This is a genomic window from Paenibacillus phytohabitans (assembly GCF_013141775.1).
Classification (GTDB): Bacteria; Bacillota; Bacilli; order Paenibacillales; family Paenibacillaceae; genus Paenibacillus_AQ; species Paenibacillus_AQ phytohabitans.
In genome coordinates, this window is record NZ_WHOB01000027.1 from 212230 (window position 1) to 238768 (window position 26539).

Consider the following 26539-nt stretch of genomic DNA (forward strand, 5'->3'; position numbering starts at 1 on the left):
ATGACCGAGCCTTCTTCATATGCTTTTCGTAATGATGATACATCAATATTGACACTTGATTCCATCGGTTGGCAGATAATCAGGAGCTCTAAATACAGTTTCTCAGGCAATGAGCGGCCGGATACCGGACATGTCATTTTTCAATATACGCTCAGCGGGCAGGGCTGGATTGAAGTAGATCAAAAGGTGATCCCCATACCCAAAGGCTCCGGATTTCTTGTCCAAATCCCAAGCAAACACCGGTACTACTACAGGGATCAATCTCAGCCCTGGGAAGTTCTCTGGCTTAATCTAAGAGGCGAAGAAGCTAATCGGATCTGGAAGATGATCATAGAACAGGAGGGACATGTAATTCAAAGAGAGGCAACTTCTCCCGTCATCACGGGATTGCAGGAACTCCTGCGGAAAATTTCCGAAGAGAAGATTACCGATAAATATGTATTGTCTACTGAGATCTATAGTTGGATGCTGACCTTGGTCAGAACAAGCCGGGAGGTCACCAAAGATATCAGCGCAGTTACCAGCTCAATCATCCTGAAGGCCAAAAAATATCTGAAGGAGAACTACGCAGTTCCACTGACTCTGGACATGCTTTCTGAATACTGCGGAATCAACAAGCATCACTTGTGCCGGCTGTTCCAGAAATCCGATCAGATCTCTCCCCTTGCTTATCTGCGGGAACGGCGGGTAGAAGCTGCTGTCTCTCTGCTGCGTACTACAGACCTCTCCATTCAGGAGATAGGCCGGCAATGCGGCTTCGACAGTCCCAGCTACTTCGGTAAAGTGTTCCGTGAACACATGGAAATGACCCCGAAAGACTACCGGATGAAGAAGCTTGAGTTCCCTTACGACGCTATTTATTATGAATAGCAGCTACAGCCTTTTATAACAAAAGCAGCTTGTCCTCAGACGGGCCGCTTTTTCTTTGTGTCTTATTTCAGTCAATCCCGTTACATTACCAGTCACAATCTTTAGATTGTCTCCGGTTTATTCCAAAGGTAAAATCGACTAAGCAGCAGGATTAATTACAGTTCAAATCAAAACAGGAAAGGAGTAAGATTCGGCAGATGAATATGAAAGATATCTGATCTGGAGGGATGATTTTATTGAAGATGAAATTCAGATTATGTATGTTCACGTTGAGTCTAGTGATTATTTTCACAACTTTCTTGTCGATTACATCTCCCATTCAAACAGCTAATGCAGCGATAGGTCCAAGAATCATGGAAAACTTGGGGCGGGGTGTTGTCGCTGTACGAAGCGGTTCAAATGTATTCGTCAGCTGGCGTCTACTGGCACTCGATTCTTCTAGTACCGGTTTCAATATCTACCGTTCTACTGCCGGAGGTACAGCAGTTAAGCTGAATAGCACGGTTCTGACGGCCGGAACCAACTATACAGACACAACTGCTGACTTGACCAAGGTAAATGCCTACTCAGTAAAACCGGTTATCAGCGGAGTGGAACAGGCAGCCAGCGCAGCCTATACGCTTGCGGCAAACTCTGCCGATGAGCCCGCCCTTGTCGTGCCGCTTCAAAGCGGAGGAGCAATCGGGAATGTGTGGGTCGGGGACTTCGACGGTGATCACGAGTATGATTTTCTCTTAAGCCGCAACGCCACAGAAATCCAAACACTTGAAGCCTATAAACGTGACGGCACTTATTTGTGGTCCGTAAGTCTTGGGCCTAACAGCACCAACAAATACAATATTTCTCCCGGTTCCACCACAGTTGATGTAGGAATGTGGGATGGGGTTACAGTGTATGATTTGGATGGGAACGGCAAGGCAGAAGTCGTTCTCCGGATCGCGAATGGGGTAACCTTTGGTGATGGTACGGTCTGGTCCACGGCCAATAGCGATAATAAACAATGGCTGGCTGTCCTCGACGGGATGACAGGCAAACTTAAGAATTATTCGCCGCTTCCTGACGACTATCTCTCGGTAGGCCCTCTGGCTATGCAGCTGGGCATCGGTTACCTGAACGGCACAACCCCAAGCATTGTCGCTTTTATGAAAAACCGGAATGCAGATACAACCTTTAATCTCGTGCTTGCAGCTTATCACTATACTGGCAATAATCTGACGATGGACTGGAAATGGCTGCGAGGTACACAGAGTGCACCGGACGGCCATCAGATGCGTATCGTTGATGTAAATGGCGACGGCAAAGATGAGATCGCAGATATCGGCTTCGTGCTTAATGGTGACGGCACGCTTCGCTACTCTTTGGCCGGCAGTAATGTTGTACACGGCGATCGTTTCTATATCGGCAAATTCAGCCCTACCGCTAGCGGCCTGCAGGGCTATGGCATTCAACAGGATAACCCCTATGGTCTGCTGGAGTATTATTACGATGCAGCTACAGGTTCGATGATTTGGCAACATTCCACAACTCCGCCTGCAGGGGATGTCGGCCGCGGTGATGTTGGTGATATTGACCCTCGTTACTCAGGCTACGAAGCCTGGTCATTCTCAGGAATCTATAACGGACCAACCAATACGAAGATTACCGAACCAGACGCTGCCCCTTGGCCTGCCCTGCGTATATGGTGGGATGGCGACCTTTTGAGTGAGACCCTGCATGAAAATGTTATTAATAAATGGGATTATTCTACCAGTTCCATAAATCGGGTGCTTACACTTTACAAATACCGCAATGCGGTGACCAACTACCGCAGTGTTGCTTTATTCTATGGCGATATCCTTGGGGATTGGCGAGAAGAGGTTATTATGGCAAGTAGTGATTACTCAAAACTTATACTTTTCACGACCAGTACACCGACCAGTACAAGACTATATACACTGGCTCAGAATCCAGCCTACCGGAACTGCTTGACCATTAAAGGATATGTGCAGTCTCATTTGACGGATTATTATCTTGGCGAGGGCATGTCTGCGCCTCCACAACCAAATATCACACTGGCACCGTAATAACAGCATCAACAAAGAGGCCATAGTCGTCAGTATAGCAAATCCCGGGCTGCACGGTGTGCGGCCTTTTTGTGTATTACCCAACCCATCATCATGCCATTAACCTATGCTGTAAAGTAAAGCGTCTCAGGAATGTCAATTGTATTCAGCGGGCTGGCCATGTACAATAAACGATGTTGAAAAATAGAAGTTCTGACAGGGGAATGTTGATGGAGAAAAAAAAGAACAAATGGTTCAATAGCAGGAGTGTGCTGCTGACCTGGTCTTTATCTTATATGGCCGTACTGCTGCTTCCGGTTGCATTGAGCTCGATTGTATACTACCAGTCCAGCAAGATGCTCACTGACGAGATTCATCTCGCCAACAATTCCTTGCTCAAACAGTTAAGAGAACTGATGGATAAGCAGATTGACGCGGTCAACCGCTTGGACTTCGAGCTGAATTGGAATACGAAGTTCCGGGAACTGGTCGATCAGCACAAGTATGCTATCTTTCCCGAGGAATACATGTATGATCTGTATGATGCTACCAAAGACATGTCGCTGTATCAGTCGGCTTATTCGGAGACAGACCTGTTCTATATCTACCTGGCTTCGCGTGATACCATCCTGCTTCCCGGAGTTTACCGGAACACAAGATTTGCCTATGCTCAAAATCACCAGTCCGATAGCTTAAGCTATGACGAGTGGATAGATATTCTGCAAAGGAAGAAATTCAAAGGCTTCGTGCCTGTGAAACGTACGAACGAGAACGGAGTTTCCATGGAAGCGCTAGCATATGTAAGTACCTATGATTATGAAGATGATCAGCCCTTGGGGGCTAATGTGGTTATGCTGGACAATTCCAAAATACTCTCCTCCCTGCTTAACATCGAGGCCTTCAGTAAAGGACATGTCGTGATCGCAGATTCCGACAACAATGTACTGGTGTCCAGTTCAAATACTGACCTTCCTGCCCGGTTACCCTTCGGCAAACAGCTCGGTGCGGGCGGCATGTTCATCTGGGAGTCCGAAGGTCAGCAGTACGAAGTATTCTCTATTCAGTCCGCAGTTTCTAACCTCAAATATATTTCCATGATTCCCAGTGAAGTCTATTGGAAAAAAGCGGAGCTGGTCCGCAAACTGACGGTGATTAGCATTCTGGCCAGCCTGCTCGGCGGCGGATGTCTGACGTATCTTTTTCTGCGTAAAAACTATAATCCGATCCAACAAATTGTGCGCGCTTTCAATAATAAAGTATCTCTCCGGGAGAAAGGAGAGAACGAATTTCTTTTTATCCAGCAGGCGGTGGACAGCACTTTAAATGAAATGGACAATATGATGCTGGAAATGAAGAAACAACACTACAGCCTCCGTTCTAATTACATCATGAGACTACTCAAAGGCAAGCAAGACCACGAGCTTCCTTTAGCCGAAGCTTTGAGTGCCTTTGACATTCAGCTGCTCTCTGAAGATTTCGGCATTCTTTTATTTTATCTGGAGGATGTGGACATCTTTCTGGAACGAGTTGAAGGAAAAACAGCGGATGAGAAGCTGCGGTTGCTGCATTTCATTGTGCGGAATGTGGTAGAAGAGCTTATCAATGTGAGGCACCGGGGCTATCTGGTAGAGACAGATGAGACCATGCCCTGTCTGGTCAGCCTGTCTGAGATTCCAGCAGAAGAGCAAGCAGATGATCTGCTTCAGGCGGCCCGCTCCGCCCAAGAGTTTCTTGCGCATAAGTACAGTATCTATATAACAGTTTCAATCAGCCGGGTTCACCACGGACTTCAGCAGATTTCTCAAGCGTATCAAGAAGCTCTGGAGGCTATGGAGTATAAGCTGGTTATGGGCAAGCAGGAAGTTTTGTCCTACGAAGACATCCAACGATATAACATCCGGGCAGAGAGCGATTCAGGTTATTATTACCCCCTTCAGAGCGAGCAGCAGCTGATTAACTGCGTTAAAATAGGGGATTTCCCGGCAGCTCAAAGCGTCCTGGATGAAGTCCTGAAAATAAATTTCTCCAATCACCCTGTAAAGTTGCCGTTAGCACGTTGTCTCATACTGGATCTGGCCGGCACCTTGATTAAGAGCATCGGAGAACTGACCGCAAGTCAGAACAACATCCTGATCCAGAATCCTAAACGCATCGACAGACTTTATTCGTCAGAGACACTTACGGAAATGCAGGAGCAGCTGGAGGTTATGCTTAAGGAAGTGTGCGACTATGCCCGGGCTAAGCGGCTTCAGAATGTCCAGGAAAACCGACAACAGGCCTTGAGTGAGCTGATTAACGAGATATCTGCCTTTATCGATGAGCACTATACCGATCCGGGCTTGAATGTTTCTCTGCTCGGACAGCATTTTGATATGAAGCCTACCTATCTGTCGAAGCTGTTCAAGGAACAATCCGGAGAAGGTCTCATGGATACGATCAATAAGAAGCGGATTGACTGGTCCAAGCAGTTAATTACAGAGAAGCGGCTGGCGGTGAATGAGGCCGCGGAGAAATCCGGTTTCAATGATGTAGGCACTTATATTCGTACGTTTAAGAAGTTTGAGGGGATTACCCCGGGCAAGTACAAAGAGACCATCGATGCTTAACCCCTCCCCTCCCTCCCTCACCTTCCCTGCCTGCCATTATCCATGGCAAACAGGGATTTTTCATGCCACCCGCACACAAAATATGGTTTTGATCCAGATTGCCTATTCTTTTGTCTAATTTGCCGATCCACGGACGCCATTTTCAATCCCATTGGATATTCTGCGCATGTACAGTAACACCGGGCTGACCTTATAGTTAGGGCATGAACCGCAGCCTTTACTGGTTCTTATAAATTGTTAATGAACACACTTAGGGAGGTTAACAAGAAATGAGCAAAGCAAGCAGAAAGGTCATGTTTTCTCTCATGACATTCCTGTTAGCAGGCAGCACGCTGACAGGATGCTCAGGGAACAATGGGAACAATGGGAACAATGGGGACAAAGAAGCCACAACTTCTTCAAACACGTCTGCGGAACAGACTGCTGTCACGTATCCCATTACAACCGATAAGTCACTCACTTATTGGGGGGCACTGCCTAACAATCTAACCGGGGTGAAGTCTGCGCATGCAGAGGTTCCCTTCTATCAGGAATGGCAAAAGCAAACGGGAATCAATATTAAATTCACAACCCCGCCGGCAAACCAGGTCGATGAATCGTTCAACGTGATGCTGGCCTCAGGAGAATTGCCCGATTTGCTGGAGTATAACTTCTTCAACTTCCCGGGCGGCCCGGAAAAGGCAATCAAAGACGGTTACATCCTGGAACTCAATGACTTGATTGACAAATATGCGCCGAATTATAAGAAGTATCTGCAGGAGCATCCTGAGATTGAGAAAATGGTTAAAACCGACAACGGAAGCTATTATTCCTTCCCTTTTATCCGTGTGGATGAAACCCAGCTTACGTTCCAGGGTCCGGTGATCCGGAAGGATTGGCTGGATGAGCTGGGTCTGCCCGTACCTGAAACCATCGACGAATGGACCACTACTTTGAAAGCGTTTAAGGAGAAAAAGGGAGCAACTGCAGCGATCTCCTTTGTCGGTAAACCGCGTGTATTCAATGAGCTCGGCAACGGTGCTTTTATTGGCGCATATGGCGTTACCCGCGATTTCTATCTGGAGGATGGAAAGGTTAAGTTCGGTCCGGCTGAGCCGGGTTATAAGGACTTCCTGAACCTGTTCCGGCAGTGGTATGCTGACGGGCTGCTGGACAAAGATGTGGCTACAGTGGATTCCAAGGTGATGGATGCCAATATTACGTCGGGTGCGACAGGAGCTACCTGGGCTAACTCAGGCGGAGGGATCGGCAAGTGGACGCCTATCCTTAAAGGAATAGATGCGAAGGCATCCATTGTCGCCACACCTTATCCGGTTCTCGAAAAAGGCACTACGCCGAAATTCGGACAACGGGATTATGCTTATTCCACAGGCGGAATGGTCGCTATCTCGGCTACCTCCAAGAATGCGGAACTGGCAGTCAAACTGCTCGATTACGGCTACAGCGAGGAAGGACAACGGCTCTTTAATTTCGGAATCGAAGGCGTCAGCTACACCATGGAAAATGGCAGTCCGAAATTCACTGATCTGATTATGAATAATCCCGACAAGCTGGCCCCTGCTCAAGCTATGTCTCTGTATATCCGGGGCAATACCGGAGGACCATTTATTTCCGATAAGCGGGTTTCTGAACAATACCTTAACTTGCCGGAGCAGCAAGAAGCGGTAACCATATGGAAAAAAACAGATATGGCTAACTACCAGCTCCCGCTCGTAACGCCTACTCCTGAAGAAAGCGCAGAATTCGCCAACATCATGGCAGATGTGAACACATTGGTGGACGAAATGACATTAAAGATTATTCTGGGTACAGAGCCGCTGGATGCCTACGACAAATATCTGGAAAAACTTAATTCCGTCAAACTCTCGCGTGCTATAGAAATCAAACAGGCAGCACTCGAGCGGTATTTGAAACGCTAAACCAACAAGCCACACCGGGAGCAGAAGGACCAACAGTCCATGCTCTGCTCCCGTAAGGAGGAAAAGAGAAACCATGACCAAATTAGCTCCTATGACGGGAGTTCAAACTTCTGTTAACAACAGCTTTAAGCAACGTTTTATCCGTGATTTCAAGTTAAACCGACTGCTGTATATCATGATGATTCCTGTCATCCTCTACTATGTTGTATTCCATTACGCCCCGATGTATGGAGCGATTATTGCTTTTAAGGATTTCTCCCCGATGAAAGGGATTATGGGCAGTGACTGGGTGGGACTTCAGCATTTCAGGGATTTCTTCTCCAGCTATTATTTCTGGCGTATTCTGGGGAATACCGTTCTCATCAGCGTGTATTCGATTCTATTTATGTTTCCAGCCCCGATCATCCTGGCGCTGCTCATTAATGAAGTTCGAAATCAGACCTTCAAACGGGTAGTTCAGACCTTCTCGTATATGCCCTACTTCATTTCACTCGTCGTGATTTGCGGGATGATTACCGACTTCACCAACAGTAACGGGGTTATTAATACACTATTCTCCTGGTTAGGGTATGACGGAGCGGCTATGCTGCAGAAGCCGGGTCTGTTCCGCCCAATCTACATCCTGTCCGAAATTTGGCAAAAGATCGGCTGGGAATCTATTATTTACATTGCTGCCCTGGCCGGTATTGACCAGGAGCAGTATGAAGCTGCACGAATTGACGGTGCCAGCCGTCTGAAGCAGATGCTGCACATCACCCTGCCGGGAATTCTGCCTACGATTACCATCATGTTCATCCTTCGGATGGGCAATATGCTGAATGTCGGCTTTGAGAAAATCATTCTGCTCTACAATCCTGTAACCTATGAAACAGCTGACGTAATTTCTTCCTTTGTGTACAGAAAAGGCCTGCTGGAATTCGGCTGGAGCTATAGCTCGGCAGTCGGCTTGTTTAACTCGGTTGTGAATCTCATTCTATTGATTTCAGCCAATTATATCAGCCGCAGAGTCAACAAAACCAGTCTATGGTAGGAGGAAACCGTTATGCATGCCGAAACCGGCCTGAGAAATAAAATCTTTGATTACACCATTAACACCATGCTGATTCTTCTTGTTATCGTAACGTTATATCCGCTTTTATACGTACTGTTCGCTTCCTTCAGTGATTCTGCGCAGCTGGTTGCGAACAAGGGATTCTTGTGGAAGCCGCTGGGCTTCAGTCTCGAAGCTTACCAGAGCGTGTTTAGTAATCCCGGCATTCTTAAGGGGTATGGCAATACACTGTTCATTCTGGTCTTCGGTGTCACACTCAACATGCTTCTTACCTCCATGGCAGCCTATGTGTTATCCCGGAGAAATGTAATGTGGAACAGCGCCTTCACGCTGCTGATCGTGTTCACGATGTTCTTCCACGGAGGTCTGATTCCGATGTACCTGATCGTCAAGGGCGTCGGTTTGATTGATTCCATCTGGGCCACCATCATTCCGTTTGCCGTCAGCACCTTTAATCTGATTATCATGCGCACTGCCTTCTCGGCCATTCCCGAGAGTCTGGAGGAATCGGCCAAGATCGACGGCGCTAACCATTTGACGATCCTGTTCCGGATCGTATTGCCTTTGTCCAAGCCGGTTATAGCCGTAATGGTGCTCTATTATGCCGTAGAGAAATGGAATGCCTGGTTCTATGCCTCTATCTTTTTGAAGGACCGCAACCTGTTCCCGCTGCAGCTGATCCTTCGTGAAATCCTGATTTCCAACTCGACGGACAGCATGGCCACAGGAGCCAGCTCAGCGGATCAGTTCATGATTGGAGAAACCATTAAATATGCCACGATCATCGTAGCGACACTCCCAATCCTGTGTGTGTATCCCTTTGTACAAAAGTATTTTGAGAAAGGCGTTATGATCGGTGCGGTAAAAGGTTAACCGGTCCGTCCTTATATAGTGGAGAGGAGATCGTACGCAATGACTGTTTTACAATATGACGAGCAAGAGATCCGCGAAGCCATCGATAGTGTGGTACAGCGGACCTTTCAAATGGATTTCGACTGGGACTGGCCGGGAGGCGTGGCCTTCTATGGAGTCGCAGAAGCCTATGAGGCAACTGGCCGTGAAGAATATATGCACCTGTTGAAGGAATGGGTAGATGAGCAGCTGGAAGACGGCTTACCCCGGCTTACCGTGAATGCAGTGTCCATTGGACACGTCCTGCTTTCTTTGTACCAGGCTACCGGGGATAACGTATACAAGGATCATGCTGTGCAGATGGCTGAATTCCTGAAGCATGATGCCGTGCGGTTTGCAGATGGAGTCTTCCAGCATACCGTGAATTCAGAAGCTTACAACTTCCCCCAGCAGGCTTGGGTAGATACACTATTTATGGCCGGATATTTCCTCGTGAGGATCGGGCATCTGCTGGAGCGGGAGGATTATCTGGAGGATGGAATACTGCAGTATCATGGGCATGAGCGTTTCCTTCAGAACCCCGTAACCAATCTGTACTACCATGGCTGGGACCATGTCTCACAGACTAATATGTCCGGTATATTCTGGGGAAGAGGCAATGCCTGGGCCGCTATCACGATGGCCCGCGCCTTACGGATGATTCAAGTTACCCATCCTTCATTCATGATCATTGACGGTTCACTCAGAGACCAGCTTAGCGCCTTAGTGCGGCTGCAAGGAGAGGATGGATTATGGAAGACGGTACTTACCGAATCCGAGTCTTATTCTGAAATCTCCGCTTCGGCTGGTATTGCCGCCGCTCTGCTCTCCAAGGGCAAGCTCTACAACAAGGCTATCAACCGGGCGACTGCCGGCATTCTATCCAGCATCTCTCCTGACGGATCGGTGCAGAACGTATCTGCCGGTACAGCAGTGATGCAGAATGCAGCAGGTTACATGGGAGTGCCGCGCCAGCGGGTCCAGGGCTGGGGACAAGGATTAACTCTGGTGTTCCTTGCTTCCCTGCTGAACCCCCGGGAAATATAGATTATTTGTTATTAATGTATAACCAGAGTGCTTGATCCCGGAGTGGCGGCTGTTGCTGCCACTCTCTATCTATGGATTGGGCTTATGCCGCAGTGGAGTAACGATGCTAAGAAAGGTGGACAACAGCTATGGAAGCAGTAACGGATTATGGCAACAGGGAATTTTATGAAGGCCTGCTCCTGTCCATGATAGAGCCCTTAAAGGGGCGTTTCAGCCCGGGAAAGGCAAGACTTCAGCTTGGTGCTGAAACAGCCGGTTACGGGAACAGGGTCGCCGGTATGGAAGGCTTCTCCCGGCTGTTATGGGGGCTGGTCCCTTATTGGGCTGGCGGTGGTGAAGATGTTAGCTTGCTTCCGGTTTATCTGGAGGGGCTTGCCAGCGGAACTGATCCGGATTCACCCGAATATTGGGGAGACCTGCACGATAAAGACCAGCGGATGGTGGAGATGGCCGCTATCGCCTATGGCCTGCTGATGATTCCGGAGAAATTATGGGAGCCTCTGGCGGAGCATAGCCGCACTACTCTGGCAGCTTGGCTGGGTCAGATTAACCAATATTCCTTGGCGGAAAACAATTGGCAGTATTTCAATGTCATTACCAACCTTGCCCTGAAGCATGTGGGAAAATCCTATAGCAATGAGCGTATGGAAGAGGCCATGGCTAAATATGAGTCCTTCTATCTGGGGAATGGCTGGTATTCGGATGGATTGCGTCCGCAGAAGGATTACTATATTTCCTTTGCCATTCATTTCTATTGCCTCCTGTACGCCAAGTTTATGGGAGAGGAAGATCCGGTAAGATCGGTGCTATTTAAAGCAAGAGCCAAAGAATTTGCCGGAACCTTTATCTACTGGTTTGATGATGAAGGCAAAGCCCTGCCCTTCGGAAGATCTATGACCTACCGCTTTGCACAGGGGGCTTTCTGGAGTATGAGCGCCATGCTGGAGCTGGATATCCTCCCCCTTGGAGTACTCAAGGGGGTCATCGGGCGGCATATGGAGCAGTGGCTCCGGCAGCCTATTTATGACAATGGCGGCGTGTTATCCATCGGTTATGCGTATCCGAATCTTAATATGTCAGAGGGGTATAATGCCTCCGGCTCCCCCTATTGGGCCTTCAAAGCCTTCGCCCTCCTCGCCCTCCCCGCTGAACACGAGTTCTGGAAGGTGAAGAGCGAGCCCTTGCCCAAGCTTGAAGAACGGTTGGTTATCCCCGAGTGTAATATGCTCATCAGCCGCAGAGGATATGATGTTACGGCGCTTACGGCCGGGCAATATCCGGTTTTGCAGATTACCCATGCAGCGGAGAAATATGCGAAATTCGCATATTCCACCAGGTTTGGCTTCAGCTGTCCCAGATCGTACAGCCATTTACATGAGGCGGGAGCCGACAGTATGTTGGCTTTTTCCGTACACAATATGATTTACGTAAGAAGAGGCTGCCTGGAATATTCCGTCACTGCAACAGAGGTTTATTCCAAATGGAGTCCGGTCGAAGGCATTGAAGTGGAGACCTGGCTGATCCCCACCGATCAGGGGCATATCCGGCGCCACATCATTACAAGCCAGCTGGAATGTACTGCTTACGACTGCGGCTTTGCTTATCCGGACATGCCCGGAGAGACCCGCAGCCATGCGGACGGAACGCTGGCTGTGGTTACAGATTCTAACGGCAAAAGCATTGCGGCCTCCGAAAGCGGCAAAGCGGTGGTTATCAACAGCGCGCCCAATACCAATCTGATTTTCCCCACAACGCTCATTCCTGCCATCGAATACCGGATTCCCAAGGGAAGAACCCGTGTTGAAACCAGGATTGAAACAGAATTTTCAGATGTCAAAATACGGACAGGAAGTGGAAACGGTTATGAGGTATGCAGTTAGTGAAGCAGATCACCAGTGGGCGGCCCGGGTTTGGGATAAGCTCGCTATAAAATTAAAAGCAGAGTGTCAGCGCATCGGACCGATCATGCCCTATATTTCAGCCAATGGAGCCTACGAAGACATGGCAGAGCGTAATCTTGTCTGGTGGACAAACGGATTCTGGGGCGGCATCCTGTGGCAGATGTATCATGCCACCAAGGACGATGTGTATAAAGAAACGGCAGAACAAATTGAAGCAAGGCTGGATCAGGGGTTCACTGACTATATGGGCCTGGACCATGACCTGGGATTTCTGTGGCTGCATACGGCAGTGGCCGATTACCGCCTTACCAGAAATGAGCAATCCCGGATCCGGGGGCTTCATGCAGCAGGCATTCTGGCCGGGCGGTTCCAGCCCGCCGGAGAATATATCCGTGCCTGGAATGAAGGGCATGAGGGCATCGCCATTGTGGATTGTCTGATGAATCTGCCGCTGCTGTATTGGGCGGCTGACCAACGAAAGGACACCGGCCTGAAGCAGATTGCCATGAAGCACGCGGATATGGCGCTGCAGTATGTATTGCGGCCGGATGGCTCCTGCAACCACTTAGTGAAATTTGATACGGAAACCGGCGAGTATCTGGATAATCCGGGAGGCCAAGGGTATGAAAGCGGCTCTTCCTGGACCCGCGGCCAGTCCTGGGCCATTTATGGCATGGCTCTCTCTTACCGGTATACCCAAAAGCAGGAATATCTGGATGCCGCCAAACGGTCAGCGCATTATTTCATCGCGAATACGGCTGTGAATGATTACGAGGTGGTTATCGATTTCCGTTCGCCGGAGGAGCCTGTTTATTATGATACGACTGCCGCAGTATGCGCCGCTTGCGGACTGCTGGAGCTGTCGGAATTCGTAGGCGAATATGAGAAAGGCTTGTATATCAAGTCAGCGGTCCGTCTCTTGAGAAAGATCGACGAGAAATTCTGCGAGTGGAACCCTGATTTGGATTCCATCGTCTCCCACGGCTCCGCAAAGTATCACCGGGAGTCGGACCGGGAAGTACCCATCATTTACGGCGACTACTTTTTCCTGGAAGCGATCCTTCGGCTGCTCAACCGAGACTTTTTGATCTGGTAATCAGAGGGGAACACTTATCCTATTGAATCATTTAATTCGAATTATCACTCATTGTGATGCAATCCTCTGATTCTTCACCTACAATGCTAGTAGGAGCCGCGCCTTGTGTAGATTGAGGGGCGGCTCCTTTCATACAAATTATTTGGAAGTAGCCGGGACGGCGATTTTGATCCCAACTAATGCTGCCATTTGGGCTATAGCCTTCGGATCAGAGTTTTTTACGTTCACGTCGACACGAGGAGTGTATGAAGCCTCCAACTGCTCAGCTTCTTCGTTGGTCAGCTTAATCGAAAGGGCTGCAATCGCATCGTCGATATGGCTGGTTCTGAGCGCTCCAACGACAGGCGCGGCAACAACTGGATTGCGATACAGCCAAGCAAGTGAGATTTGTGCACGGCTTACCCCACGTTCCTCTGCAACTTTTCCAATCGCCTCAATGATCTTTTGGTCGGCTGCCGCAGTTGCCTCAAAATACTTATCGGCACCAGCTTCAGACTCGGAGCGAGCCGTGGTTTCACCCCACGCACGAGCCAGACGGCCGCGGAAAAGCGGGCTGTAAATGATGGTCTGAACACCCTCGTCGGCACAAAGAGGAATCATTTCATTTTCTTCCTCACGGGCAATCAGATTGTAGTTGTGTTGCATGGTGATAAAGCGTGTCCAGCCGTTCATTTTCTGAATGTGAAGAGCCTTAGCAAACTGCCATGCCCTCATTGTGGAGGCGCCCAAATAACGCACTTTTCCCATCTTTACGATATCATGGAGTGCTTCAAGAGTCTCTTCCCACGGAGTAAACGGGTCAGCGCGATGAATCTGGTAAAGATCGATGTAATCAGTTCCAAGACGTCTCAGACTGTTGTCAACTTCGGTCATGATCGCCTTGCGAGAGAGACCGAATGCGTTAGGGCCTGGACGCGTGGGAGCGCCAAGTTTAGTGGCGATGACGATGCTATCGCGATTCGCGAATTCCTTGAGCAACTTCCCGGTATTTTCCTCGCTTGTCCCCTGCGAATACAGATTAGCGGTGTCAAAGAAGTTAATTCCAGCCTCGATCGCATGTTTGACTATGGGACGGCTCCCTTCCTCGCCGAGCGCCCAAGTTGGGTGGCCTAGTGATGGTTCTCCAAAACCCATGCAGCCGATACAGATTGGTGAGACTTCAAGGCCGGAGTTTTCAAGTTTAATATATTGCATAGATACCTCCTGAAAAGTGGTAAATTTGATTCAATGATTATAGTTAAAACCATTCATTGAAACTATACTTATTCTACTTCGGATGCTCAGCCAACAGTTACCACGATCCAATCAATAATTTGCCTAATCCTATCATTAGGATAATGATGTTATCTTCATAATAAAAAAGAGTGTAATAGGCTTAACTTGCCAATTACACTCTTTAATTATGGATTAGGTATTTCTGAAACTTCTGCAGCGTCCACTCGTTGTCCATCATAACCTTTAAGCCGTTTCATATCTTTTCTGGGCGGAAATCCAAACATTCGTGAGTATTCACGAGTGAATTGTGTCAGACTTTCATAACCAACCCGAAACGCAACCTTTGCAACGTCTACTGCCTCGAATATTAACTGACGCCGGGCTTCCTGGAGCCTTAGTTGCTTTTGAAATTGAATCGGGCTCATTGCAGTTGTTTCTTTAAAATGTCTATAAAATGACGGAACACTCATCTTGGCAATATCCGCCAGATCTTCAACTTGAAAAGAATCCTGAAAATGATCCACGATATGTTGGATTGCATTTTGGATATGAATAGTGGGACTCTCATCAGATACAATTTGTCTTAGTGTGTCGCCATGCTCTCCTTGCAATACCTTGTATAAAATCTCTTTTGTAAAAAGCGGGGCAAGTACAGGGATATCGGCCGGCTTATCCAGTAGAGAAACTAGTCTCACAACAGCATCCAACATTGATAAATCTAATTTGGCAACATTCATACCACGTTTTGATTTTCCCCTGAAGTTCACTTTGAGCTCATCATCGTTTAATAACTCCAAAATTTGACTATGAGTAAATTCAATTCTACATGACAGGTTCGGGACCTCAGCCGATGCCTCAAGCACCTCGGCAATTATCGGTAAATCCATAGAAGCTACAAGGTAATTCGGCGGCCCATATCTGAATCGCTCTTCACCAAATATTACATCCTTTAATCCTTGAGCAACAAAATAAATGGAAGGTTTGTTAATTCTGTAGGGTGCATCTGTTCCTGTGAAATAATGAGGGGCAGTATAACGGGAAAAGCTAAGGGACGGAATCCCAGTAGACTGAGGACCATCCCTATCGGTATGACGATCAACGAGCCCTGCAAGCTGTTTATGTAAATGATTAACTTGGTCAAACATAATATCCACCTATAGCAATCCTTTTTCTTCAAGTTTTAACTATTCTCATCATTATATCACTAAATTTGATATTAGCAGAGATCAAAAGAGGAATTGCCGCATCTTCCTGCAGGACTCACAGAATTCCAAATATTGAAAAAGAAGCTACGCATATATACGTAACTTCTGCTTTGGTCTTTATTTATGTCTGTTTTCCCACATTAACCCTTAACTGATCCCACCGTAAGTCCCCCTACGAAATACTTCTGCAGAAAAGAGAAGGCAATTAGGAGCGGAAGTGCGCACAGCATACAGGCTGCAAACAGCACGTTCCACTGGGTCGGATTCTGCTGATCGCCCATGAAGCCGAGCATAGCCAGCGGCAGCGGAGACTGCGACGACTTGGAGATAAACGTCATATTGAAGAAATAATCATTCCAGATCCAGATGCCCTGCGTGATGATCACCGATACCGTAACCGGAATCAGCAGCGGGAATACGACCGTCCAGAACCGGCGGAAGAGTCCCGCACCGTCAATATGGGCTGCTTCCTCTACTTCTTCCGGAACACCGCTGCGGATAAAGCCGGTATACAGGAAAGTGGAGAATGGCAGACTGCAGGTTACAAACATTAGAATCGGCGTGTACTGCGTGCTGGGAATCCCCAGGCTGTTGATCATTTGCACAATGGGGATCAGCACCATCTGCCCCGGGACAACCAGACCGGCCAGGAAAAAGAGGTACAGGAACTGGCTCCATCTGCTTTTGATCCGCGCCATCGGATAGGATGCCATGGCTGCGAAGACCACTACCAGCAGTACGGAAATGGCCGTCAGCACCACACTGTTCAGGAGAGCAGTCCCAAAATGCATCCGCTCAAAAGCTGTCCGGTAACTGGCAAAGGAAAGCTCATTGAACAAATTCAGCGGATTCGTATTGTTATCCGGAGACCGCAGTGAGGTGGATAACACAATCACCAGCGGAATCAGATTGAGGGCCATGATCACGATGACCAGCAGCTGAAGAAGTGTCTTTTTGAGCAATGCTCCGGCATTGAACGGTTTACGCGTCTTTAAGGCAGGCTCAGGCTGCAGCATTTTACCTGCTGTGGTTCCGCTGTTCATGCTGATACCTCTTTTCTATTCATCAGCAGTACCGAGACGGCAGTAACAGCGATAATCAGGATAAACGAAATAATCCCCAGCGCCGAAGCCTTGCCGAACATCTGCTCCGTGAAGGCCATTTTATAAATTGAATAAATCAGGGTGTTAGTCGAAGTTCCAGGACCGCCATTGGTCATAATGAACGGGAAGTCGAAGGCCTTCAGCCCGTTGATCAGACTCAGCGTCGTGTTAATCGTAATCGAGGTGGCAAGCAGCGGAAGCTTCACATAACGCAGCAGCTTCCAGCCGCCGCAGCCGTCAATCCGGCCAGCTTCCAGCAGATCATTCGGAACCGTTTGCAGCCCTGCAAGGAAGATAATCATCGTTGTGCCGACATTCTTCCAGATTTCCACGAAAATGATCGAGTATAGCGCAGATGAATAGCTGCCCAGGAAGTTTAAGTTGTCATTCGGAATGCCCAGCTTATCCAGAAATGTGGCAATCATCCCACTGTCCGGCATATAGACATAGCTCCAGATGAAGCCGACCACAATTGCACTGAACAACGTTGGAATGTACGAGATCGAGCGGTAGAAGCCCTTCCCCCGGATCTTCATGTTCAGCAGCAGCGCCAGCGCAAGTCCAATCAGGTTGCCCGCCACTACACTGACTACGGTATAAACCAGTGTGTTGCTGATCGAATTACCGAGCGTCCCTCCGTTAAACAAAGCCCTGTAATTATCGAAGCCGATATAATTGAAGGTCTGAGCAAACCCGTTATAGTCCGTCACACTATATTGAAACAGCTTGGTAATCGGAAAGATCCAAAAGGTCAAATAAAAGAGCAGCGCCGGGACTGCGAAGAAATACATCGTTTTTTTCATTACAGTAGATTTCATCTCTGTCTTATCCTCCTGTCCATAATTGTTCCGCCTCCCGCTGATAGATGACAGGCTGGCGGAACAATGATCAGTTATACCTTATTTGTTCTTCCACAATTCCTTGAACTTCGCATCCATAGCCTCTGTAACCTGCTCCGGAGTGGTCTTGCGTCCGCCGATAATTTCAGCAAATTTAGCTTCCATTTCTTCAGCTACACCTGTCGGCCACATCTGATTGGGGAAGTACACGGATTTTCCGTTATTCAGGTAGGAATCGTTGACTTCCTTGAAGAGTTCATGGTTCAGGGCCACACCTTTATATACACTGATCGAGCTGTTCGCTCCGGTCCAGGCTTTGAACAGGTCAGACTGGCCGTCAAACAGATAATTCATCACTTCTTTGGCGACATCCAGATTCTCCGACTTGGCATTCAATGCGAATCCGGCAGCAGTTGCAGCGGACACGTAAGTCGGCTGTCCTGCTTCATTCGCCGGCAGGGAGAAGAATCCACGGGTAAAGTCAGCTGCACCTTTGGCCGTTAATGTAGCATAATCCCAGGTTCCGTCAAAAATCATCGCCGATTTGCCGTCAATAAACAGCTGGGCCGCTTGGGCACTTCCAAGTCCGAGTGAATTTTTGACCACATAGCCTTTGTCGTACAATTCCTTCATCTTGGAGATTGTCGCTGCCCATTTCGGATCTGACAGTGATTTCTCGCCTGCCTGGAGCTTGGTGTCAAAATCCATTTCATCCGGGTAAACGACATTGGCGGCAATCTGATACATTCCGAACTGCAGGAACCACGGATCTTTATCCGCCAGTGAGATTGGAGTAATACCCGCGTCCTTCAGCTTCTGGCAGGCTTCAAGGAATGAAGGCCAGTCTTGCGGCATTTCCGTAATGCCTGCCTGCTTGAACAAGTCCTGATTATAGTAGACCCCCAGGTAATCCAGGCCGCCTGCGATTCCGTAAGGCTTGCCCTCGTAAGACATATCCTCCTTCGCGCCCTGGCTGATGTTATCCCAGAAGGCCAGATCGGACAGATCGGCCGCATAACCAGCTTTGGCCATATCCAGCACTCCAAGGGATGCATTTCTCGGGAAAACCCAGTAAATATCCGGCCCTTGACCTGAAGCAAGCTTGGTACGGATAGAAGTGAAGTACTGTTCATCCGGAAGCTTCGAAGTTTCCAGTGTCACGTTAGGGAACTTCTCCTTGACGAGCTTAGGCATGATATCGAGTGCGAAATCCTGTCCGTCCGGTGCTTTCGTGCCGGATACCATCATTGTGAGCGTCACCTTCTTGGTGCTGCTGGAGGTATCTGCGGTTGCCGCAGCCGAAGCCTCAGCTTCCGGCTTGGTTGAAGCGTTCCCATTATTGGCCGGCTGATTCCCGTTGCTTCCTGATCCGCAGCCGGCAAGCAGTGTAAGCATCAACGCCAGCAGCAGCGTGCCCGTCCGTTTCTTTGATCGCGTTTTCATTAAATAACCTCCCTATTCTTCTATACCTTCGATTTCCCGGCCGCCCTTCATCCCGGTGGCTGTATTGATATCTTAATCGTGAAAGCGGTATAATTACTTTTGCATTTAAGGTGCACTATTTTACGGTCTTCTACATCGGAGGAAACAAGTATGAAATTTGTCAGTATCAAAACGAAGCTTTTTCTGGCGCTGGTCCTTGTCTCCGTCATTCCGATAGTCATTGTCACGTATAGCTCCTATCAGAGCTATACCGATCTGGTCAACCAGCAGACCTCACTTGTTGCCTCCAACACCGTTCATAATACGGTTCAGGGCATTGAGGACATATTCGGAAATATTGAACGCATCTCGCTGACCATCCAGCAGCAGTCTTCGAGTGCAACCGCATACAGTACAGTAAGTGATGAACTGAAGAAGCTGGCACTTACCAGCGACTCCTACGACATTTTCATTATACAGAACAAGCTGAAGCTGATCTTCGAGAATTTGCTGCTCAGCTATGATTATGTTAACGGAATTTATCTTTTTGCCCCTGACGGCAAAAACATCAGCTACGGCAGCACCGCCGAGCTTCAGGTCGGCTATGTCCCGTTCCAGGATGACTGGTATCAGCAGACCATAGCCAGCAAAGGCCAGCTTTATATCGGAGAACCCGGAGTAAAACCATATATCATTAACTCTGAACCTTCCCTGGTCTTCTCCCGGGCGCTTTACGATATGAAGACCCAAGAGTTCCTCGGCGTATTCATGCTGGACTGCAGCCTGGATATTTTCAAGGGCCTGAACCAGGATGCCGTACCCAATATGAGCTACTTTGTCCTGGCGAATGACGACGGCAACATTATCTATGACAGTACCGGCAAGAACACCGACACCCGGCTGCCAAGCGCCTTAATCCGCAGAACGGAGGCCATGGCGGGCGATGAGCTGGAATTTTACGACGGGGACATGTTAACTGTGATTCAAAAGCTTCCGGTCTATCACTGGAGTGTCATCGCCAATATCTCACTAAGCGGGCTGTATGAGAAATACGGAATATCCCGGAAGCTGATCGTTTACATTTCTCTGACCTGCGCCGTTATTTTCATTCTGCTCTCTGTTCTGCTCTCCAACTGGATTACCAAACCGATTACCCGGCTGGCCCGGATCATGCGCAAAAACAAATCACAGAAGTTCATCACGACCGATATTGAGCCTCAACGGGTGGACGAAATCGGCTTCCTGTATACGGAATACAACAAGATGATGAAGGACATCGATACCTTTGTCAGGGAAAGCTACCAGAATAAAATCCTGACCATGGACTCGCAGATGAAAGCGCTTGAAGCCCAGATTAATTCACATTTCCTGTACAACACGCTTGAATCTATCAACAGTATTGCCGAAATTGAGGAGGTAGACAGCATTGCCGTGATGACCAAATCCCTGGGGGACATGTTCCGTTATAGCATCAAGACCGACAGTGAGCTGGTGCTTGCCCGGGAAGAGCTGCAGCATGTCGATAACTATATGACCATCCAGCAGATCCGCTATGGCAGCAAAATCCGTTATGTCAAAGAAATGGAGCCGGCTGTGCTGGATGCCAGAATTCTCAAGCTGATTCTTCAGCCTTTGGTGGAAAATGCCGTCTACCACGGATTGGAGAACAAGAAGGGCAGCGGATTGCTTCTGCTCAGAGGCTACCTGGAGCCGGATAGCGGGCGGATTATCTTTGAAATCCGCGATGACGGGATCGGCATTCCCGCCGAACGGCTGAATGAGATTCAGGAGCTGCTCGAGCTGCAGCCTGAGTTCATGGGACTGGGGCATCGCAGCAGACAGAGCATCGGCATTAAGAATGTGCACTCCCGCATTGCGCTCTATTACGGCTCTGACTTCGGACTGGCGATTACCAGCGAACCTGCGGCGGGTACGGCCATAACCTTGACTCTCCCCTCCAAATAACACTGAAAGTAGGCTGGACCATGTACAAATTCATCATTGTCGACGACGAGCCTTTGATTCGCCAGGGCCTGCTGAAGAAGATCCGCAGCGTAACTGCTGAGCTCAGCTTCTGCGGTGAAGCAGACAACGGCGAGGATGCTCTTGAGCTCGTCCGCACACAGGACCCGCATCTGATCTTCACCGACATGCGGATGCCGGTAATGGACGGCAAATCCCTGCTCCGGCAGCTGCAAAGCCAATATCCCGACAAAAAGATTATTGTAATCAGCGGCTACTCTGATTTCGAATATATGCAGGAGGCTATTTCGGCGCGCGTAGTCCACTATCTGCTGAAGCCGTTCAGTAAAGAAGAGATCCTTGATGCCATCTCCAAAGCGGTAACCGCAATCGAAAGTGAGCAGTCCTCCAAGGCGGAGACGCTGAGCATCACCAGAGAAGCTGAGCAGCTCAGTCTGCTTGGAGATATGCATGCCCTGCTGCAATATATTTCTGGATTCTATCCCGTGGAGCACCCGCCCGTGTTCCGCTCTGCCCCCATGCGGAATCTCATGTCTGCCGGCAGAATGGTCCTGTTAACTCTCTATACACCGGAAGAATTAGCTGCCCAGGAGCCTGCTTTGAAGGGGACCTGCCTGTTTCTTCTGCACCCGCAGAGCAGGAAGGTGGCCTTCTCTCTCCAGCTCTATGACAGTTCACTTCCAGAGACCGAGATCCTGGAGCTGGCCGCCTCCGAAGCCCGGAAGCTGATTGCCGGTACAGGACCCCAGGCCTGCATTGGCATCAGCAGTGTAAAGAGCACTGTGTCCGGGCTGCAGCAGGCACGCGAGGAATCCATGTCTGCCCTGAACTGCCGTGCCATCGCAGACCAGGGCCAGTATTTCCTCTACCATCCCGGCAGCTACCAGACTGCGCCCGTGATATGGGAAGGCAGCCGGGACCTGATCTTTTTCATTGAATCGGGCAACACAGGCAAGGTCACTGAAGGGGTGCACGAATATTTTGACTATTACCGCGGTCAGCCTGCGGCAACTATTCATCAGCTCAAAGAGAATTGCCGGCAGATCATCGCAGAGGTCAAAACGCTGATCGCTGCTTACTTCCCGGCCCAGAACGGACAGCATCCGTCTTCGAGCCTGGAAGCCGTGCTTAGCATCTCGTTCGATGCTGAGGAGATACGGCTGTACTTCCTTACGGTGCTCACCTCCACTGCGGACTTGCTCAAGGAGCAATCGGTGTACTCTTCGCCAAATGTCATCGACAATGTGAAGGTATATATCTGCAAAAACATAGCTTCACCCGTCACACTTGAGCATCTGTCAGGTCTGTTCTACATCAGCCCGAGCTATCTGAGTTTTCTGTTCAAAGAAAAGACCGGTGAGAATCTGATTGATTATGTCAACAAAGAGCGTATTGAGCGCGCCAAGCTGCTGCTGCGCACAAGTGAGGATAAGATTTATAAGATCGCCAAAGCTTTAGGAATCGACAACGCCAAATACTTTTTCCGGCTGTTCAAGAAAATGACGGGACATACACCGGAAGAATACCGGAAGCTGTGTGTAGCCGGAAAGGAGACCGGACCGGATGGATCACCGGGAGCTTGACCAGGAGCTGCGCCGCCATAATACCATAGAAGCCAAGCAGCGGCTCACCCGCCGCAACATCGAGGAGTTCGGCGGCCAAGAAATGACCCTGCCGCCCGGAGAACGGGTTCCGCGTCTGCCGGAACACCTCTTCTTCCGCCAGGGTGATTATCATATCAGCAAGCACCACAGATTTGCGGCGATGCCGGAGCATACCCATTCTTTTATCGAGCTTAATTACATGTACTCCGGCCGCTGCCGTCAGAGGATCGGCGGCTCTGACATTGAGCTGACTCAAGGCCAGATCTGCCTGCTCGATACGGATATGCCCCATTCGATATCCATTCTTGAAGAGGATGACATTCTGATTAATATTCTGATGCGTAAGGAAACGCTGAGCGCGGCATTTCTGACACGCCTCGGCATTGACGGGAGATTAACCGATTTCCTGGTCAATGCCCAATTTCCTTCCACCGCCCATGACCGTTATCTCCTCTTCCGCTCGGAGCACTGCCTGAACCTTCACCATATTCTCGCCAGTCTTATGTGCGAGTATTTCGCTCCCTGTGAATTCTCGGCGGATATGATCAGCGGCTATATGGTCATCGTATTCACGGAGCTCATGCGGGTATTGAACCAATATCCTGCGCTAAGCGGGCTTCCGTTGACTAAGCGGGCCGATCTGCTGGAGATTCTGCAGTATCTCGAGCGGCACTTCCGTCATTGTTCCCTGAAGGATCTGGCTGCGCACTTTAACTTCAATCCGAATTATCTGGGCAATCTGCTGAAGAAAAGCACCGGCAAAACCTTCGGGGAGCTGGTTCAGGAGCACCGTATGGCTTATGCCGCTCTCCTGCTCACCAGCAGCGGCCGCTCTATCGGAGAGATTGCCGGCGAATGCGGCTATGAAAGCCTGAGCTTTTTCCACAAGAAATTCGTTGAGCGCTACGGGCTAACTCCGCTGCTCTACCGCAAACATAACCAAACAACCTGAGACGCCGCTTGCTGCGGATGCTCAGGTTGTTCGTGCTGCCTTATCCAGTTGCTTCTACAGCTGATATTTACGGATCAGATAAGCCGGAGTACAGCTCCAGGCATGGCAATAGCTGTTAATCAGATGACTGCCGTAAGGTGAAAAGCTCTTGTCGTTTGGATCATACAGCTCCCAGAACGTATCCGCTCCGTCCTTAATCATCTGCCCCCAGTACTTCTTGATCTCCCGGATGGCTGTCTCCCTCTCGCCTACCTGAATCAGTGCCTCAATGAAGTGATGAACCATATAAGGTGTGGACATCGGAATCGCAGACTTGTCCTCCAGCAGCCTCAGCATGAGCGCCTTCGCCTGCTCCGGTTCCGGAACTTCAGCCAGCACCATCCAGATCTGTGACGCATAGGAGACCTGTCTGTCCCTGCCGCTGATGAAGCAGCCGGATTGGGCGTCCCATAGATGCTCCGCCGCCGCTTGTGTAAGCTCTCCGATTGTCCGCTCCAGCGTAGCCTTACGCTCATCTCCGAGCAAAGCTGCCAGATGCAGCGCACGCTTCAAATTATAGATTAAGATAGCTTGGGAAGGGGCCTGCTTGTTCAGGTTAGGGTGCCAGTCAATAAAGGACCACCAGCTCTCATCATCAGCAACGATTCCGCGTTCGTCGAGCCGCTCCAGCCCCAGCTCGATCTGCCGGTAAGCAGACGGCCACAGCTCCTCCAGCGTATTTCGGTCACCCGTAGCCAGGAAATAATCGTGAAGCACAGAGACAAAAAAGAGCGAATAATCATAGAGATACGTATCGTCAGCTATGACCTGCGGCTTCATGAACAAATTGGCTGTGATCCTGCCCCGTTCATCCGGATAAGCCGCGAACAGATACAGACAGCGTTTCACAAGACCGTTGCCTGAGAATGTCTCATAATTGGCGAGCGCCTGCAGCCGAAGGTCACCAAGCCATAGTCTGCGGTCCCGCTTGGGCCCGTCCTCGAACACCTCCTGCATACACTCCTCCAGCGTCTTTACGCTGACTTCATCGATCGCCTGCAGCTCCGCGTCCGCAGAGGTGAGCGTGGCGGATAACGCAGAGCGGTCGGCCGAGGTTACAGCTGTGCAGCTGATGTCGGCAAAGGATACCTTGTACTTGGGCGAGGTATCCAGAACCTTTAGCTTGAGATACCTGAAGCTGTATCTCCGTTCCAGCTTCAGGGCAGCGGGGAGTACATCCAGATGAATCCGCTCCTCCTGCAGCCAGGAGCTGCTAAGCCATCCGTTGTATTCTGAGAAGGGTTCCGCCATCTCCACCGGCATTTCACCAAGTGTAATCTGCAGATGCAGCGGGGCATCCGGCGGGCTGCCGACGGGAACGATCCGGATGGCCAGAGCTCCGACCAGATGCTCGCCGAAATCCACAATCACCTCTTCACCTTTGCCGAATGATATGCCGGGCAGGTCTTGTGCGTGTTGCACCGCTTCTGCCTGCCAGCCATGGATCTGCTGTTCATTCCTTATCATCCGGACGACCTGCTTCGGCGTACATTCCCGCTGAATAAGCCGGGGCTCCAGCTGCGCGGCAACTGCGGCAAACGCCTCATTTTTGCGAATGGATACGGCTTCTTGACGCTGCATAGCTTGTGTCATACTTGTAGTTCCTCCCTGGGGTAAGCTTGTTTCCTCCTCTAGTAAAACGCATTCCAGCCCGTTTGAATATGCAGTGAATACAGCAGATCTTGCTCTTATTACAGTTTGCTTCTCTATTAGGGAACACTATTGGGAAAATCCATTGCTCAGAAGAAGGGGCACCCGGCTGCTTGGCGCATGCCGGGTACCCCTTCCTCATTCTATAAAGTTAGCTCATGGCCATCCGGCACCGGCCATCCGAATACCGGCAGTCCGTCTTCTCCCCATGCCACAGGCTGGACACGGGTATGACGGTTAGGGTCATTCAAGGGATCTCCCTCTATCTCCTTATAATTTCTGGCGTGATAGACGAGCAGGTCCTGCGTTCCATCTGCCGTTACCGTAAAGCTGTTATGTCCCGGACCGTACTGGCCGTTCGCTTCGCTGGTCGTAAAGACCGGGACCGGGGATTTCGTCCACGAGCCGGGGTCCAGCAGATTGCTGTCATCCGGCGCGGTAAGCAGGCCCATGCAGTAATGGTGATCGGTCGCGCTGGCCGAATAGGTCAGGAGAACTCTTCCGTTCTTTTTTATAACAGCAGGCCCTTCATTTACACGGTATCCAATCGTCTCCCACTCATATTCCGGCCGGGTCAGCAGGATCTGCTCACCTTCCAGCGTCCATGGATTAGCCATCTTCGAGATAAACAGGCTGGAGTTCCCCTGAACCGAAGGGTCCTCCTGCGCCCACACCAGATACTGTGATCCCGCATGCGCAAAGGTAGTGGCATCCAGCGAGAACGTATCCCATGCGGTATAGATTCTCCCCTTCTCCTCCCAGCTTCCTTCCAGCGGATTGTCAGAATCATTCTCCAGCACGTATAGACGCTGCGCAAAGGGCGCATCATCACTGCCGGCGGAGAAATAGATGTACCACTTCCCGCTGATGTAATGAATTTCCGGCGCCCATACATAACCGCTCATAATACCGTTGGTATGCTTCGTCCAGATGACAACAGGCTCACTGGCTGGAAGTCCGCCAATCGTCCGGGCTCTCCGCAGCTCAATCCGGTCATATTCGGGAACCGAAGCGGTGAAGTAATAATAGCCGTCACTATGCCGGTAAATGCAGGGGTCTGCCCGCTGAAGGACCACTGGGTTTGTGATTGTTTCATTCATTATA

19 protein-coding genes are annotated in these 26539 nt (G+C 49.6%); 12 read left to right on the forward strand and 7 right to left on the reverse strand.

Going from position 1 to position 26539, the window contains the following annotated elements; all coding sequences use genetic code 11:
• The 9 genes from GC101_RS11255 (at position 1) to GC101_RS11295 (ending at position 13423) form a co-directional block, all read left to right on the forward strand.
• The gene (locus GC101_RS11255) at positions 1 to 870 is read left to right on the forward strand and encodes an AraC family transcriptional regulator (protein ID WP_171717321.1); all 870 of its coding nucleotides are present in this window, start codon (positions 1 to 3) and stop codon (positions 868 to 870) included.
• Between the two features lie 353 nt (positions 871 to 1223).
• Positions 1224 to 2933, forward strand: coding sequence for a rhamnogalacturonan lyase family protein (locus GC101_RS11260; protein WP_171717322.1), 1710 nt, complete (start codon positions 1224 to 1226; stop codon positions 2931 to 2933).
• Positions 2934 to 3142: 209 nt separating this feature from the next.
• Positions 3143 to 5518 (forward strand): helix-turn-helix domain-containing protein, encoded by a 2376-nt coding sequence (locus GC101_RS11265; protein ID WP_171717323.1) that lies wholly within the window; start codon positions 3143 to 3145, stop codon positions 5516 to 5518.
• 269 nt (positions 5519 to 5787) lie between these two features.
• Positions 5788 to 7437 carry an extracellular solute-binding protein gene (locus GC101_RS11270; protein WP_246354287.1) on the forward strand — a complete coding sequence of 550 codons (1650 nt, stop codon included), beginning with the start codon at positions 5788 to 5790 and terminating at the stop codon, positions 7435 to 7437.
• A 73-nt stretch (positions 7438 to 7510) separates the two neighbouring features.
• Positions 7511 to 8467: an ABC transporter permease gene (locus GC101_RS11275; protein ID WP_425497142.1), complete on the forward strand. Its 957-nt coding sequence runs from the start codon at positions 7511 to 7513 to the stop codon at positions 8465 to 8467.
• Between the two features lie 12 nt (positions 8468 to 8479).
• Positions 8480 to 9361: a carbohydrate ABC transporter permease gene (locus GC101_RS11280; protein WP_171717324.1), complete on the forward strand. Its 882-nt coding sequence runs from the start codon at positions 8480 to 8482 to the stop codon at positions 9359 to 9361.
• 39 nt (positions 9362 to 9400) lie between these two features.
• The gene (locus GC101_RS11285) at positions 9401 to 10426 is read left to right on the forward strand and encodes a glycoside hydrolase family 88/105 protein (RefSeq protein ID WP_171717325.1); all 1026 of its coding nucleotides are present in this window, start codon (positions 9401 to 9403) and stop codon (positions 10424 to 10426) included.
• A 128-nt stretch (positions 10427 to 10554) separates the two neighbouring features.
• Positions 10555 to 12306 (forward strand): DUF2264 domain-containing protein, encoded by a 1752-nt coding sequence (locus GC101_RS11290; protein ID WP_171717326.1) that lies wholly within the window; start codon positions 10555 to 10557, stop codon positions 12304 to 12306.
• Positions 12290 to 13423, forward strand: coding sequence for a glycoside hydrolase family 88 protein (locus GC101_RS11295; RefSeq protein ID WP_171717327.1), 1134 nt, complete (start codon positions 12290 to 12292; stop codon positions 13421 to 13423). The genes GC101_RS11290 and GC101_RS11295 overlap by 17 nt, the downstream gene beginning before the upstream one ends.
• A 138-nt stretch (positions 13424 to 13561) precedes the next feature.
• On the opposite strand, the gene GC101_RS11300 is transcribed toward GC101_RS11295, so the two are convergent.
• The 5 genes from GC101_RS11300 to GC101_RS11320 all read right to left on the reverse strand — a co-directional run bounded on the left by GC101_RS11300 (position 13562) and on the right by GC101_RS11320 (position 19228).
• Positions 13562 to 14617: an aldo/keto reductase gene (locus GC101_RS11300; protein WP_171717328.1), complete on the reverse strand. Its 1056-nt coding sequence runs from the start codon at positions 14615 to 14617 to the stop codon at positions 13562 to 13564.
• 206 nt (positions 14618 to 14823) lie between these two features.
• Positions 14824 to 15783: an AraC family transcriptional regulator gene (locus tag GC101_RS11305; protein ID WP_171717329.1), complete on the reverse strand. Its 960-nt coding sequence runs from the start codon at positions 15781 to 15783 to the stop codon at positions 14824 to 14826.
• Between the two features lie 200 nt (positions 15784 to 15983).
• Entirely contained in the window at positions 15984 to 16886 is a 903-nt protein-coding gene (locus GC101_RS11310; RefSeq protein WP_246354289.1) for a carbohydrate ABC transporter permease, read from the reverse strand.
• Positions 16883 to 17764, reverse strand: a complete 882-nt coding sequence (locus GC101_RS11315) for a carbohydrate ABC transporter permease (RefSeq protein ID WP_171717330.1) — start codon at positions 17762 to 17764, stop codon at positions 16883 to 16885. Before GC101_RS11315 ends, GC101_RS11310 begins: the two co-directional genes overlap by 4 nt.
• A gap of 81 nt (positions 17765 to 17845) precedes the next feature.
• Positions 17846 to 19228: an ABC transporter substrate-binding protein gene (locus tag GC101_RS11320; protein ID WP_171717331.1), complete on the reverse strand. Its 1383-nt coding sequence runs from the start codon at positions 19226 to 19228 to the stop codon at positions 17846 to 17848.
• Between the two features lie 150 nt (positions 19229 to 19378).
• Here GC101_RS11320 and GC101_RS11325 point away from each other — a divergent pair, with 150 nt between their 5' ends.
• Genes GC101_RS11325 through GC101_RS11335 form a run of 3 tightly spaced genes read left to right on the forward strand, consistent with a single transcriptional unit; the run spans position 19379 to position 23746 of the window.
• Positions 19379 to 21172 (forward strand): cache domain-containing sensor histidine kinase, encoded by a 1794-nt coding sequence (locus tag GC101_RS11325; protein ID WP_171717332.1) that lies wholly within the window; start codon positions 19379 to 19381, stop codon positions 21170 to 21172.
• Between the two features lie 20 nt (positions 21173 to 21192).
• A complete protein-coding gene (locus GC101_RS11330) occupies positions 21193 to 22773 on the forward strand; it encodes a response regulator (RefSeq protein WP_171717333.1) in 1581 nt (526 codons plus the stop codon).
• Entirely contained in the window at positions 22754 to 23746 is a 993-nt protein-coding gene (locus tag GC101_RS11335) for an AraC family transcriptional regulator (RefSeq protein WP_171717334.1), read from the forward strand. Before GC101_RS11330 ends, GC101_RS11335 begins: the two co-directional genes overlap by 20 nt.
• Before the next feature lie 54 nt (positions 23747 to 23800).
• Here GC101_RS11335 and GC101_RS11340 read toward each other — a convergent pair whose 3' ends face one another.
• A complete protein-coding gene (locus GC101_RS11340) occupies positions 23801 to 25378 on the reverse strand; it encodes an alpha-L-rhamnosidase-related protein (protein WP_171717335.1) in 1578 nt (525 codons plus the stop codon).
• Positions 25379 to 25578: 200 nt separating this feature from the next.
• Positions 25579 to 26535 (reverse strand): glycoside hydrolase family 43 protein, encoded by a 957-nt coding sequence (locus GC101_RS11345; protein WP_171717336.1) that lies wholly within the window; start codon positions 26533 to 26535, stop codon positions 25579 to 25581.
• Between the last annotated feature and the right edge of the window lie 4 nt (positions 26536 to 26539).